Annotated in this window: 9 protein-coding genes and 1 riboswitch; of the genes, 6 read left to right on the top strand and 3 right to left on the bottom strand. The window is 47.7% G+C overall.

Annotated elements, in window-relative coordinates; translation table 11 throughout:
• Nucleotides 1–103 precede the first annotated feature (103 nt).
• From nhaD to MHN33_RS00400, 4 genes are all read left to right on the top strand, one after another.
• A complete protein-coding gene (gene nhaD, locus MHN33_RS00415; RefSeq protein ID WP_239393192.1) occupies nt 104–1,351 on the top strand; it encodes a sodium:proton antiporter NhaD in 1,248 nt (415 codons plus the stop codon).
• Between the two features lie 117 nt (nt 1,352–1,468).
• Nucleotides 1,469–1,642: riboswitch (Lysine riboswitch) on the top strand.
• A gap of 84 nt (nt 1,643–1,726) precedes the next feature.
• Nucleotides 1,727–3,073, top strand: a complete 1,347-nt coding sequence (gene lysC, locus MHN33_RS00410) for a lysine-sensitive aspartokinase 3 (RefSeq protein ID WP_239393191.1) — start codon at nt 1,727–1,729, stop codon at nt 3,071–3,073.
• A 90-nt stretch (nt 3,074–3,163) separates the two neighbouring features.
• The gene (locus MHN33_RS00405) at nt 3,164–3,694 is read left to right on the top strand and encodes a DUF924 family protein (protein ID WP_239393190.1); all 531 of its coding nucleotides are present in this window, start codon (nt 3,164–3,166) and stop codon (nt 3,692–3,694) included.
• A gap of 184 nt (nt 3,695–3,878) precedes the next feature.
• Nucleotides 3,879–5,204: a sodium-dependent transporter gene (locus tag MHN33_RS00400; protein ID WP_239393189.1), complete on the top strand. Its 1,326-nt coding sequence runs from the start codon at nt 3,879–3,881 to the stop codon at nt 5,202–5,204.
• A gap of 73 nt (nt 5,205–5,277) precedes the next feature.
• Here the strand turns inward: MHN33_RS00400 and MHN33_RS00395 are convergent, their stop codons facing one another.
• Both MHN33_RS00395 and MHN33_RS00390 read right to left on the bottom strand, forming a co-directional pair.
• On the bottom strand, nt 5,278–6,255 hold the full coding sequence (locus MHN33_RS00395; protein ID WP_239393188.1) for a 2-hydroxyacid dehydrogenase: 978 nt from the start codon (nt 6,253–6,255) through the stop codon (nt 5,278–5,280).
• Nucleotides 6,221–6,736, bottom strand: coding sequence for a glutathione peroxidase (locus MHN33_RS00390; RefSeq protein ID WP_239393187.1), 516 nt, complete (start codon nt 6,734–6,736; stop codon nt 6,221–6,223). Before MHN33_RS00390 ends, MHN33_RS00395 begins: the two co-directional genes overlap by 35 nt.
• A gap of 132 nt (nt 6,737–6,868) precedes the next feature.
• Between MHN33_RS00390 and MHN33_RS00385 the strand changes: the two genes are divergently transcribed.
• A complete protein-coding gene (locus MHN33_RS00385; protein ID WP_239393186.1) occupies nt 6,869–7,753 on the top strand; it encodes an NAD(P)-dependent oxidoreductase in 885 nt (294 codons plus the stop codon).
• Between the two features lie 69 nt (nt 7,754–7,822).
• On the opposite strand, the gene MHN33_RS00380 is transcribed toward MHN33_RS00385, so the two are convergent.
• On the bottom strand, nt 7,823–9,169 hold the full coding sequence (locus MHN33_RS00380) for a dicarboxylate/amino acid:cation symporter (RefSeq protein ID WP_239393185.1): 1,347 nt from the start codon (nt 9,167–9,169) through the stop codon (nt 7,823–7,825).
• Nucleotides 9,170–9,347: 178 nt separating this feature from the next.
• Here MHN33_RS00380 and MHN33_RS00375 point away from each other — a divergent pair, with 178 nt between their 5' ends.
• The gene (locus MHN33_RS00375) at nt 9,348–13,652 is read left to right on the top strand and encodes a hypothetical protein (protein ID WP_239393184.1); all 4,305 of its coding nucleotides are present in this window, start codon (nt 9,348–9,350) and stop codon (nt 13,650–13,652) included.
• The last annotated feature ends 150 nt before the right edge of the window (nt 13,653–13,802 follow it).

Here is a 13,802-nt window from a genome sequence, read left to right as displayed (position 1 = left end):
ATGTGTAACTACTCGTGGCACAGTGTGCTGCTAAGTGATAGACTCCGCGCCGAAAACGTTACCCTTCACAATTTTTACTTTTGATTACAGGTTGTTTACGCATATGGTCACGCCCATTATCCTAACCCTGATAGCGGTCGCTTTTGTGCTTATCGTTATAGAGGATATTATCCATGTAAACAAGGCCAAAACGACCCTTTTTTTTGGCACTTTATGTTGGATTATCCTATTTATCTCCCCACTTCATGGCGAAAGCTCAGAAACTATACAACATCAGCTCGATCACAACATTCTCGAAATCGCCACCTTGTGGCTATTCCTGATGGCTGCGATGACCTTTGTTGCCTATCTGAACTCCAAAGGTTTTATTCAAAACATTGTGCACCGCGTGATGCCAACCCAGATCAGTGAACGCAAAATGATGTTCCTGGTGGGTGGCTTTGCTTTTTTGTTTTCTTCGATTTCTGACAATATTACAGCAACGCTCATTTCGCTGGCGGTGGTGATGTCGCTCAAACTCGATCCGAAGAAACTCATTAAGTATGCCACATTGATCATCTTTAGTGTTAATTCGGGTGGTGTCTCTTTGATCACCGGCGATGTAACCACGCTGATGATCTTCCTTGCCGGTAAGGTAACCATTCCAGACTTGTTATTGCTGGTAGCGCCTTCAATTGTCAGCGTACTCCTTTTGGCTACGCTCTTGTCTATTGGTATGAAAGATCAGCTGGTATTTGAAAAACAAGCACTGCGTCGGATCGAAAAAACAGACATTACGATCGCGGTGATCTTTATGACGACCGTACTGACTACGCTGTATCTGAGTGTGCAATATCAGGTACCGCCTATGCTGACTTTCCTGTGTGGCCTGTCGGTGATGTTTTTGATGGCCCAGTTTCTGATGCGCAAAAAGGACGTCAATAAAAAGATCATCGATTATATTCGCGAAATTGAGTACGACACTTTGCTGTTCTTTGTGGGTGTACTTTTGCTGGTTGGGGCGCTAAAAGAGGTGGGTGTCCTTAATATGTTCACTCAGCTGTATGAGTTCGTTGACCCGCAGTATGCCAGCTATCTGGTGGGCCTGATGAGTGCCGCAGTTGATAACGTGCCTCTGACTGCCGCTTTGCTCAAAGCAGATATCGTTATGAGCCCGCAGCAATGGCTGACCTTCACCTATGCGACAGGCGTGGGCGGCTCTATGCTGATCATCGGCTCGGCGGCGGGGATCATTGCAATGAGTAAAGTAAAGGCTCTAACCTTTACGAGTTACTTAAGAATGAGCCTATATTTGTTAATTGCCTACACGGCAGGTTATGCCGGTGCCTTTTTTATGGGGCAATTTATTTAATCTTTAATGACAGGGTCAATTTTATACTTGACACCTAGACGTCTAAAAGATACCTTTTCCAAGCCCGCTCAAAATGCGGGCTTTTATTTTGCCAGGATTCAGTTAAATCCCGGCAAAATAAACAGAAGAGGCGCGATGCTTAGGTAGCTGATGTGAGGTGACGATAACCCGTGACCATCAGTGAGGGAAGTACTCGCCGAGGAAAACCATGCTACGTCGGCGTGATTTTTCGGTCCTGGAGGTTGAATCCTCGGGACTGTCACCGTTTTCAGGTGGAGAGCTTCTGGCAGAGGTCATTTCTTTATGGTTAGTCCACCCTGTTGCCAAGTTCTCCTTATTGATGTTGATCGCCGCGTGTGATCCCAAGGAGATAAAATGAATTCCCAGTATGTCGTTGCTAAATTTGGCGGCACCAGTGTTGCAAACTTCGAAGCCATGCAGCGATGCGCCGCTATTGTCCATGATAATCCTGATGTTCGCGTGGTGGTGGTCAGTGCCAGTGCCGGTGTAACCAATCACCTGGTGACCCTGACACAGCAAAAAGTCGATGCGGCTGAGCGCGAGGCGTTGTTTCAGTCTGTGATGGCAATTCAGCAGGACATTCTGGCATGCCTGACACTCGATGCCGATCTGGAAGCGGGTTTTAACGACACAAAAGAGGCTTTTTACGCGCTTGCTCAGTTACCTGCGCTGGATGCACAACAATGTGACGAGATGCTGAGCTTTGGAGAGCGCTTTTCCTCTTATCTGTTCACACAGGTACTCAGAGACTTAGGCGTTGCCAGCAGCCGTTTCGATGTGCGTCAGGTACTCAAAACCGACCGTCAGTTTGGAAAAGCCGTACCAGATGTGGCAGCAACTCGTGATGCAGCCACGACCCATCTGACGCCGCAACTTGCGGAGCAGGTGGTGGTGACTCAGGGCTTCATTGGTAGCGACAATCAGGGCCAAACCACCACATTAGGGCGAGGCGGTTCAGATTACAGTGCGGCGCTACTGGCCGAGGCAATTGCGGCGCAAAGCGTGCATATCTGGACAGATGTCGTGGGTATCTTCAGCACAGACCCTCGTCTTTGCCATAAAGCACGGCCGATTGCCCGGCTGAGTTTCGATGAGGCTGCTGAAATGGCTACCTTTGGTGCTAAAGTGCTGCACCCCGCAACTATCTTGCCAGCCAGTCGCAGTGGTATTTCGGTATTTGTTGGCTCGAGCAGAGATCCCCATGCCGGTGGCACCTGGATTGAAAAAAATAATCGCTCTGAGCCGGGTATTCGCGCGGTAACTCAACGTAAAAATCAAATCTTACTAACTCTGAAAAGCCCAGAAATGCTGTTAGCCAGTGGCTTTCTGGCACGTATTTTTACTATTCTGAGTGCACATAATATCTCGGTAGACCTGGTCACCACTTCGGAGATCAGCGTAGCGCTGACACTTGACAATGCCCCCAATGCCACACGCCCGGAACTGGCTCAGGCGTGTCTGGATGAGCTGGGTGAATTTTGTCAGGTCAGCGTTGAAAACAACCTCACACTGGTCGCCATGATTGGCTCCGAAATTCAGCTGCGCCATGGTGAGGCCAGCCTGATGCAGGTATTGGCTGATTTCAACATTCGCTTGATCTGCCATGGCGCGAGTCGTCACAACCTTTGCTTCCTGGTTGAACAAACGGAATCAGATGCCGTGGTTCAGGCGATCCATAGTCGCTTATTGGAAGCTGCATAAACCAGGCATAGGCTAAGTCTGGCTGGACACATCATCCGGAGCGGGTAATACTCGCTCTGAAAGCAAAATTTTTTACTCACAGGTGTGTCCATGGAATATCAGGAAATTTATCAATTCTGGTTTGTAGAATGTCAGGAACAGGACTGGTGGCAAAAATCGGCCCAGTTCGATAATAAAATCACAGTACGATTTGCACAGTTACATCAGCAGGCCATGGCTGGGGAGCTGGCTGAATGGCGAAAAACTGCGGTTGGGGCGCTGTGTGAGATCATTGTTCTGGATCAGTTTTCACGCAATATGTTTCGCGACACGCCGGCGGCGTTTGCCAGCGACCCACTGGCGTTGTGCCTGGCTCAGCATGCCATTGAAAAAGGCTTTGATCAGCAGCTGGAGAAAACCCAGCGTACCTTTATGTATTTGCCCTATATGCACAGCGAGAGCCTGAAAATACACCAGCAGGCGGATACCTTGTTTAAATCCCAGCCTAATTATGAATTTGAGCTGGCGCACAAAAAAATCATAGAGCAGTTTGGCCGCTATCCCCATCGCAATGCCATTTTAGGCAGAGAGTCGAGCGCTGAAGAATTGGCATTTTTGAAAACGCCCGGTTCGAGTTTCTAAGTATCGCTTTTCAATCTACGTATACTAAGTATTAATGGCGTTGCAACCGTGAAGTAAGCCTGGTTTGAGAGGGCAAATGCCCGTCACTTCAGGCTGTTCCGGTTTGCCCGAACTGACACTCGCAATTTGTTTGCAAGTGCGTATAATCGCCAGTCTACAACAATAATTAACTTGGCATTCAATTATGGCTCAAGTGCGTGAAGGTTTTCAAAGTCGTCTGGGCTTTGTGTTAGCGGCGGCTGGTGCGGCTGTCGGACTTGGTAATATTTGGGGGTTCCCCACTCAGGCTGCAAACCACGGTGGTGGTGCGTTTTTGCTGGTCTATTTCATTGTCATTTTCTTACTGGCATTACCCGCTTTATACACTGAACTGTACCTGGGACATCAGGCGCAAGCCAACCCGGTTAAAGCGTTGAAACAAGCCTGGCAGGAGAAACAGTCTAAAATCGGTGCTTCTGCAGGTTACATCGGCCTTGCCGGTGCCATCGTCATGCTCAGCTTCTATTCTATTGTTGCCGGCTGGATGTTGGCGCATTCGCTTGAACCGCTTACACGTATAGTTGGCTGGGATGAAGCCAGTGCTTTTCTGTCCGGTGATTCGACCTTACGGAATTTTATATTTACCCCTCTGATGCTGATGCTGACGGCTGGCATTATTTTGCAAGGGGTAAAATCCGGAATTGAAACCTGGTCGCGTCGGCTCATGCCTTTGTTACTGCTGTTGTTGGTCGCGCTGATTGCCTATATGGGCACGCTGGAAGGCGCTGCTGCCGGGTTTAAAGCTTATCTGGTGCCTGACTTTAGTAAAATTGGCGACCCAGAATTGATCATCGCTGCTATGGGGCAGGCGTTTTTCTCTTTGTCTCTGGGTGTTGGCTGTATGATGATTTATGGCTCTTATCTGAAACCAAACGAAAACCTGCCAAAGCTCACCTTTAGTGTGGCAATGCTGGATACTGGCGTGGCGTTTCTGGCTGGGCTTTTGATCATCCCGGCTTTGTTTATTGCCCAGAACAACGGAGTTGAGGTTTTCCAAGATGGCAAACTGGTCGGCGAGGGCAGGCTTATCTTTGCCATTCTGCCAGAGTTGTTTGCAACTATGGGCGAAATTGGCCTGTTCGTTGGACTGACTTTCTTTGTACTGATGTCAATAGCTTCACTGACATCCACGATTTCATCTACCGAAATTCCGGTGTCATTTTTGGTTGAAAATCACGGTTTCAGGCGCTCGCAGGCAACCTGGGTGGTCACGCTGGTGCTGTTTGTCTGCTCGGGTACTATTATTCTGAATTTTGACTGGTTGTTTGGCTTGGTCATTCAGGTATTTACCCAATATCAGCTACCATTGATGGGCTTGTTCTACTTTATTACTGTGGGCTGGGTATGGCGTCGTGGTAACCAGCTGGCACTGGAATGCAGTGGCAAGATGTACTGGTTTGCCCAGTATGTACGCTTTGTCTGTCCGGTGCTGATGACCGCCGTATTTGCTAATGTGGCTTTCTTTAAGTAATCGTTATCAGATACAAAAAGCCCGGCATCGCCGGGCTTTTTGTATCTAACCACTGCGCCGTTAAGCGACAACATCAAACCTGATTCTCCAGCGCCAGCCCAGTGCGAATGGCGTTGAGGTTAGTCACTGTGGTGTGGGCGATTTCGGTTAAGGCTTCTTTGGTGAAAAAGCCCTGGTGGCCGGTGATGAGTACGTTCTGGAAGCTTGCCAGGCGCATAAAGACATCGTCCTGTATGACTTCATCGCTGCGGTTTTTAAAGAACAATTCAGATTCCTGCTCATATACATCTAAGCCAAGATAGCCGAGTTTTCGGGATTTCAGCGCGCGAATACAGGCCTTGCTGTCTACCAGCGCGCCGCGGCTGGTGTTGATCAGCATGACGCCTTGCTTCATTTTGTCAAACGCAGCATCATCGATCATGTGATGCGTGGCATCGGTCAGTGGGCAATGCAGGGTGATGATGTCGCTTTGTTCAAACAGCATATCCAGAGAAACCTGAGTATAAGAGCCTTCTCCTATGTTCGGGTCGTAAACCAGCACGTGGGCGCCAAAGCCATTGAGAATGGCCACCAGTGCCTGACCTATTTTACCACAGCCAATGATACCGACGGTTTTGTTGTGCAGGTTAAATCCCAGTAAACCGTTGAGATCAAAATTATCTTCGCGGACCCGGTTATAGGCTTTATGGGTTTTTCGGCTCAGTGTCAGCATCAGAGCAATACAATGCTCTGCCACGGCTTCAGGACTATATGCCGGTACACGCACAACTTTAATGCCCAATGCATGAGCCGCTTCGATGTCGACATTATTATAGCCTGCACAGCGCAGCGCGATACTCTGAACGTCCAGTTCAGCGAGTTCGGCCAGCACATTAGCATCAACCTGATCGTTCACAAACACGCATATGGCATCGAACCCTTGCGCTAATGCAACGGTTTTATCATTCAGTGCTTGCTCAAAAAACTCAAACTCAATATCAGGAAACTTGGTAAGTGCATGCTCAAAAAACGGCAACTCATACTTTTGCGAACTGAATAGGGCGACTCTCATTGGACACTTGGCTCTCTATAATCGATTTTAAGGTTTCGGGCTTTGTCCTGGGTGCATAGCGGGACAATAACACGCCCTCTGAGTTTACTAAAAACTTAGTAAAATTCCATTTAATCGCGCGGTTTTGCGCTATCCCTCGGGTATTAACCTTGAGGTAATTAAAGAGTGGGTGGGCATCAGGGCCATTTACCAGTATCTTTTGTGAGATATGAAAACTCAGATTAAAATGCGACTGATAAAACTCTTTGAGCATTTCATTTTCCAGCGGCTCATTGCGGCCAAACTGGTGACAGGGAAAGGCAATGATTTCGAGTCCCAGTGGATGGTACTTTTTATAGAGCTTTTCCAGCGCACTGAGTTGAGGGGCAAAGCTGCACTTGCTGGCAATATTGGCAATCAATACCGGTCTGCCTTGTAAGGATCTGAGTGCCAGCGTCTCGCCATTAAGTAGTTTCACGCTGAAACGATATATGTTCTCCATCCTGTCAGGCTCCTTGCTGTTTTTTCTTTTTAATCACTTGATTCATAGTTGGTATTTTTCATTTGCCATGCTTAGATGGCTCAGGTATAACAACTCCATCTTTCTAGCTTAACAGCCAAATAGGACAAATTTATGTCAGTCAAAGTCGCATTCATCGGATTAGGGGTAATGGGATATCCTATGGCCGGTCACTTACAACAGGCCGGTCATCAGGTGACCGTTTACAATCGCACCAATAGCAAGGCGCAGCGCTGGGTCGAACAGTATCAGGGTGCGTCAGCGCTGACACCCAGAGAAGCGGTTGTCGATGCAGAGCTGGTGTTCATGTGTGTGGGCAATGACGATGATCTCAGATCTGTGGTGTATGGTGATGAGGGGGTTTTGGCGGGCATGAAATCAGGCACTGTGCTGGTAGACCATACCACTACGTCGGCAAAAGTGGCACGTGAAGTGGCCGAGCGTGCTGCTGCTCAAAGCGTGGCGTTTCTGGATGCGCCCGTATCGGGCGGTCAGGCTGGCGCAGAAAATGGCGTACTGACGGTTATGGTGGGCGGCGAGCCTGAGATATTTGAGCGCGTGCAGCCTGTTATGGCGGCATTCAGTCGCTTTAGCCAATTGTTGGGTGAAGTGGGCTCTGGCCAGCTGTGTAAAATGGTCAATCAAATCTGTATCGCAGGTGTGGTGCAGGGGCTGGCTGAAGGACTGCACTTTGCGAAACAAGCAGGGCTGGATGGTGAAAAAGTAGTAGAGACCATTGCCAAAGGTGCAGCAGGCTCCTGGCAGATGGAAAACCGTTATAAAACCATGCTTGCTGGCGAATATGATTTTGGTTTTGCCGTTGACTGGATGCGCAAGGACTTGGGCATTGCACTGGACGAAGCGCGCAGCAATGGCGCATCACTGTCACTGACTGCTATGGTTGACCAGTATTATGCGGATGTACAGGCGCTGGGTGGCGGCCGCTTCGACACTTCCAGTTTACTGGCTCGCCTGGATGCAATTCACGACAAAAAATAACCTTGCGTGTAAGAAGCATTAAAAAAGGCAGGGCGCTCGGGCGACCTGCCTTTCTATTTGTATATTGAGTTAAGCCTTTTTAGTGCGCTTCTCTAAATCCATGTCTTCTTCCAGATCTTTGGCAGCGTCGGCGTCGTTAAACACATTAATGTCCAGCTCGCCTTCGGATTTAGCGACCACACAGGTGACCATACAGTCGCCGGTTACATTCACTGCGGTGCGGGTCATATCCAGTAGTCGGTCAACGCCCATAATGATGGCAATGCCCTCTACCGGCAGGCCAACCTGATTAAGTACCATGGCCAGCATAATCAGGCCTACGCCTGGTACACCTGCGGTACCAACCGAGGCCAAAGTGGCGGTCAGAATGACCATCAAATAGTCACTCAGAGTTAAATCTACCGCGAAGACTTGGGCGATAAACACAGTTGCAACACCTTGCATAATGGCGGTGCCATCCATATTGATGGTTGCGCCCAGTGGGACTGTGAAAGACGCCACAGAGTTATGTGCACCGAGTTTCTTCGTTGCAGTTTCTAACGTAACCGGCATAGTGGCACTTGAGCTTGAGGTGCTGAATGCAAACATGCAGGCATCTTTCATCTTGGCCAGGAACGTGAGTGGGCTCAGACCGGTCAATACTTTGAGCATTATGCTGTAATTGACGAAGGCATGGATCAGCAGGGCTGCAATCACCACCAGGAAGTATTTGCCTAATTCAACAATCAGGTCCATTTCAATGGTAGTGAACAACTTGGCCATCAGACAGAACACGCCATAAGGGGCCAGATTCATCAGCAGGGTCACCAGCTTCAGCACCACAGTATTTAAATCTTCGAACACCTTGGCACAGCGTTTACCCGCATCACCACTTAGCGCCATGGCGATACCAAATAATAAGGCGAAAACAATCACCTGAAGCATTTTGCCACTGGCCATAGCGTTAATAGGGTTAGTCGGGAACATCCCAATGATGACTTGTGCAAGCGTCGGAGCTTGTTGTGCATCAAAGGTGGCCGTTGTTGGGATAGCGACGCCGCCGCCCGGGCTGACCAGCAATGCCAGTGAAATGGCCACTGTGATGGCGATGGCCGTAGTCGATAAATACAGTAAGATGGATTTTCCACCCAGGCGACCCAGTTTTTTGGGATCGCTCAGGCTACAGGTACCAACCACTAAAGAAATAAAGACCAAAGGCACAACCAGCATCTTTAAGCTGGCAATAAAGATCTGGCCACCTATGTGGAACAGCCCATCGACAAAAAAACCCTTGATAGGTAAATCGAACAGGCCCAGAGGGATGGCAACTTCAGGCTTATCGCCCAGTATGGTTTGTATTAACAGACCCAGAATAACACCCAATACCATGCCCAGCATGATACGAGTTGTTAGGCTCATTTTTTTGTTGTGTGACATAGCCTTTGACATCGTCCTAACGCTTATATTTTACAAAATCGCTATAGCCTAACAGGATAGTTGAAGATGAACAGAAAAAATCGATGACGGCCGCCAAAAATTTGTGATTTTAGATCCACAATTGGGTTAACATGGTGAAAATAACTCAAAATTATTAGATTGCAAGGGAGAATCGGATATGTCTCTGATGCGCTGGTTTAGTATTACTTTGCTCAGCTTGCTGATGGTCGCCTGTGGTGGCGGTGGTTCGATTGAAAAAGACACCTCGGGAGGTGGCGGTACAACGACCGATTATGAATTGGTACTCAGCACGAGTTCCGACAATGGTGGTAGTCTGAGTACGACTAATCCAATCACAGTAGTAGCAAAACTCACAAACGATGGGGTACCTGTTGCCAATAACCTGATTACTTTTAGCAACGATGAGTTCTCTAACTTTGCAACTGACAGATCACAGCTGACAGACAGCAATGGTGAGGCTAAAGTCACTATTACAGCAAATGGTACTGGAGGAGCGGGTATTATTACCGCTACCGCTGAAGTCGGCGAAAGCACCGTCAATGGCTCAGTTCCTTACGCTGCCATAGGTGATGGTGGCCTGCAGATGACAGTAGAAGTGGTAGATGGTGCGGGGGCAGAGATAAATAAACAAAACCCGCTTAGTGTCGGTAAAACGGGTTTAATCAAAGTTTCTTTGCGTAAAGATGGTCAGCCTCTTGACAACAAATTGATTACCGTGAGTGAGTTGTTGCTAGCCAATATTACTGATAGTGGCACAGCAGTAACAGGCGCAGACGGCCTAGCTGAGCTCGAAATTTCAGTTAATGACTCACGAGGGTGGGAACCTTTCACTGTAGATTACGAAGATCCTGACAATGATGAAACCGCATCAGCTTCTGGACGTTATTACTCTGCTGGTATTGCTGCAGGTGCTGGTATTCAACTAATGGTGGCTGTTCAGGATGCAGATGAAAATATTATCAATGAAGCTAATCCGCTAAGCGCAAATAAACGAGGAGAAGTGGTTGTCACTTTACTGGAAGACGGGCAGCCTTTGAGCAATGAACTGGTGAAGGTTTTAAGTGGAAGCAAAGCTGTAACTTCTCCATCTGATGGCATCAGCAACACGGATGCAACGGGCACCGCTAGAATCACTTTAATTCCTAACACCACTAAAGGCTGGGGCGAAGTTACAGCGACATTTGGTGAAGGTGCAGCAGCAGTGACTAATACGGCCAGATATTATTCAGATTCCGATCCAAACTTTGGAGCGAGTGGCTTACAGCTCACACTCATTGGTTTTAATGCACAAGGCCAGACGTCAAATGCGCTTTCGGCGCAAACCCCACTGACCATACAGGCAGCTTTGTCTCTAAATGGTGACGCAATTGTAAATGCCAACGTGCTGCTGACCGTTAATGAGTTTGGGGTACTCAACCCTTCATCTGGCTCTGTATTGACGAACAGTGCAGGTATTGCAACTATCACGTTGTCAGACAATTCAGTGTCGGGTGCAGGGCGAGTTACTGCGAGATATGAAGCTAATAACGGCGAAGTCGTCACTCAAAGCTTCAATTTTAACAGCGCAGGCGATGGTGGTATTAACATCTCCATTGTGAGCATCCTTGACCGTGATGGCGATGCTATTTCTACCCAGCTATCTGGCGACAATAAACTTGGTGAAGATCACAATGGTATTGCAACTGTGCAGCTGATAGAAAATGGTCTGCCTTTGGCTGGTCAGTTAGTCACTTTTACAACGGATTCAGTTGCGACAATGAACCCTCAAAGCGGCCGCGCTGTCACCGATGATAATGGCTTGGCCAGTGTTGAGTTGCTCGCGACAACCACGTCAGGTATTGGTGAAGTTTTTGCCGAATACCTGTCGTTCTCAACCTCTCGCGTTACCTTCGCGTCTGATGGTGCAGTATTCGTCGATGAAGGTGAATATAAAATGGTTGTACGTTTGTTAATCAATTGTGACGATGATTGGGATAGCAATCGGGATGAAGACGGAATAACGGATGCCGATCTGGCTAAATGTGATGAAGTGACCAACGTCCCCTCAACTGAACTGGCCGAAGTTTATGTGAAGTTGACTCCAACTGCGAACCTGAACAATGGCATTCAGAATGCGATCGTGAGTGTACAAACTAACAAAGGTCAGATCCTGCCGTCTTCCGGACAGGTTTTAACCGATCAGCAAGGCGTTGGATTACTGAAATTGCAACCCGGTGACTCAGGGGGGGCGGGTACAATTACGGCGACCTATTCAGGTGAAGCAGATACCAAGAATTTCTCTGTTGGTATTCAGGATTTGTTCTTAAGTTTAAGCAGTGAACTGGACTCAGGTGACGGTCGTGATAGCTTGTCTGCCGGAGACAGTTTTATTCTGACTGCAACGATTTTCACTGACGAGACGGACCCAGATAACTCGGTTTATACTCAACCTGTTGATGTAGAGTTCACTTCGACCTGTGCCGATGAAGGGTTGGCAACGATAGATGGTCAGGTACGCTCTAAAGGTGGCAGAGCGTCTTCTACATATCGTGCCCAGGGCTGTAGCGGCAATGACACGATAGTTGTAACAGTGACCTCTGGTGGTGGCGTGAACGATCCGGAAAGCTATGTGTTTACTGTTGACGATGCACCTGTGCAAGCTATCCAGTTTATTGAAGCTTCTAATACCTTTATTGCTTTACCTCCTGGGGTAGGGGCAACCCCGACAACGTCAACAGTGAAGTTTAAATTGTTGGATACGGATAACAGGCCTTTGAAACAAAAATATATTGAATTTAGGCTGGCCGATCTGACAGGCTCTGCTGAGCTAACCAATTACAGAGGCAGTACCGACAGCGAAGGATTTGCGCAAACCACCGTTCAGTCTGGGGTTGTGCCAGGTGATATTGTTGTTGAAGCCTGCTATATCGCGGATGCAACTATCGAGAACTTTGCACAAAGCAATCAATTTCCAACTTGCTGGCAATCTGTCATTGATCAGTGTTCTGCAGATGATACTCACCCAAGGTGTAAGCCTATTCAAGAGAATGCAGGTTTTACCTTTAAACTCATTAGCTCTGCAGAACCCGAAGACAATATAGAAGACCCGGTTAATGCCGTGTCTTCGGGGATTGTGCTCTCTTCGGGTGTACCTGACCAAAATAGCTTTGATATTGCAGCTGATAACCTGGTTTTGAATGCGCTTAACTCGGTGGGTGTCACCACCAATATCACGGTCTTTTTTGGTGATCAGTTTAACCAGTTAACCGGAGACAACCTGGTTGCTAGTGTGACCGCTGAAGCCGGAGTAGTTGGTAGTATAGATGGCACAGGTGGCACGCCATCTTATCAGTGTTCAATTATCGATGGCGTTTGTACTGTTCAATGGCGAAAACAAGGGGAGTTTCCCTATAACGATGCTGATACCTGGCAAAACACTATCGGAAATGTTTGCGATACTTATGAGGGTAGTCCAGTGCCCTGTATTAAAGGGTTTCCGAGCGAGTATGACTATAACGGTGACGGCACTTCAACACCTGTGGTCAGAGGTGGACGAGTCACCGTAATGGCAACCGCTAAGGGACAAGAAAGCTTTATCGATAAGCCCAGCGGTGGTGGCATCATCCGTAAAAACGGACGATTTGATGAAGGTGAGTTTTTTAGTTCTTTCGATTTACCAGAAGCATTCGTGGACCACAATAAGAATGGCAATTTTGATGCCATAGACTGTAATGACAGTGACGAAGCAGAAAAATGTGAGTTTGGTACCAGTACGGGTGGTCACAATGAAACCTATTTGGATGCCAACAATGACTTTGCCTATACCGTTGCTGATGGTAAATACAATGGTTTACTTTGTGGTGAAGAGGCTGAAAAAGATAACTTGTGCTCTAAAGATTTAGTGGACGTTCGCCGCGACCTTGAGCTGGTGATTGCCGGAGACGTGCCTTATGTAAGGTTTGTAGTGAACAAGAGCCATATCGGAGGAAATGAAGTTGATTGTACAAACATTATTACGGTGCCAGACCCAGACCCTGACGCAGAACCAGACGCAACAATAACAGTTGATGTGCCGGTAAACGGTATGTTGGATCTTGAGGCGACAGAAGATGCTGAGTTCTGTGATATAGGAGGGATCGATCTCAACGAATATGATGTGGCTGAGCCTCACACGGGAACGGGTACAGATAAAGTTGAAATTGAGATTTATTACTCAGATATTTTCGGCAATGCGCTGCCAAATGGTACCACTGTGAGTATTACAGCAGACAATGGTGAAGTGGCGGTTCAGGAGGTGGATACCAAAGTCAACGTTGCAGAATTACATGGTATTAAAAAAGCGGTTGTCACTGTTACTCGAGAAACGGCAGCGAACAGTAAAAAAACGGGTAATTTAACGATAACCTTTACTATTCCTGCGCCAATTGATGGGCAGAACCCGACAATTGTTTCCAAATCAATATCGGTTGAAGACGCCGGTTAATCATCCTAAAAAAGGGCCAAATCATTGGCCCTTTACCTTTACCTCTTGAAATTCCTTTTATATCCGCTATATTCGCCCTTTCCATCAAGCAATCTATGCGCCTGGGTAAATTAACAGCAACAATTGTTCATAAAATCACTGCTTGGCGAA

Origin of the sequence: Pseudoalteromonas sp. OOF1S-7 (genome assembly GCF_022347765.1) — a bacterium.
Lineage (GTDB): Bacteria > Pseudomonadota > Gammaproteobacteria > Enterobacterales > Alteromonadaceae > Pseudoalteromonas.
Note: the sequence above shows the minus strand (reverse complement) of the source record. Positions and strands in the feature narration are given on the sequence as shown.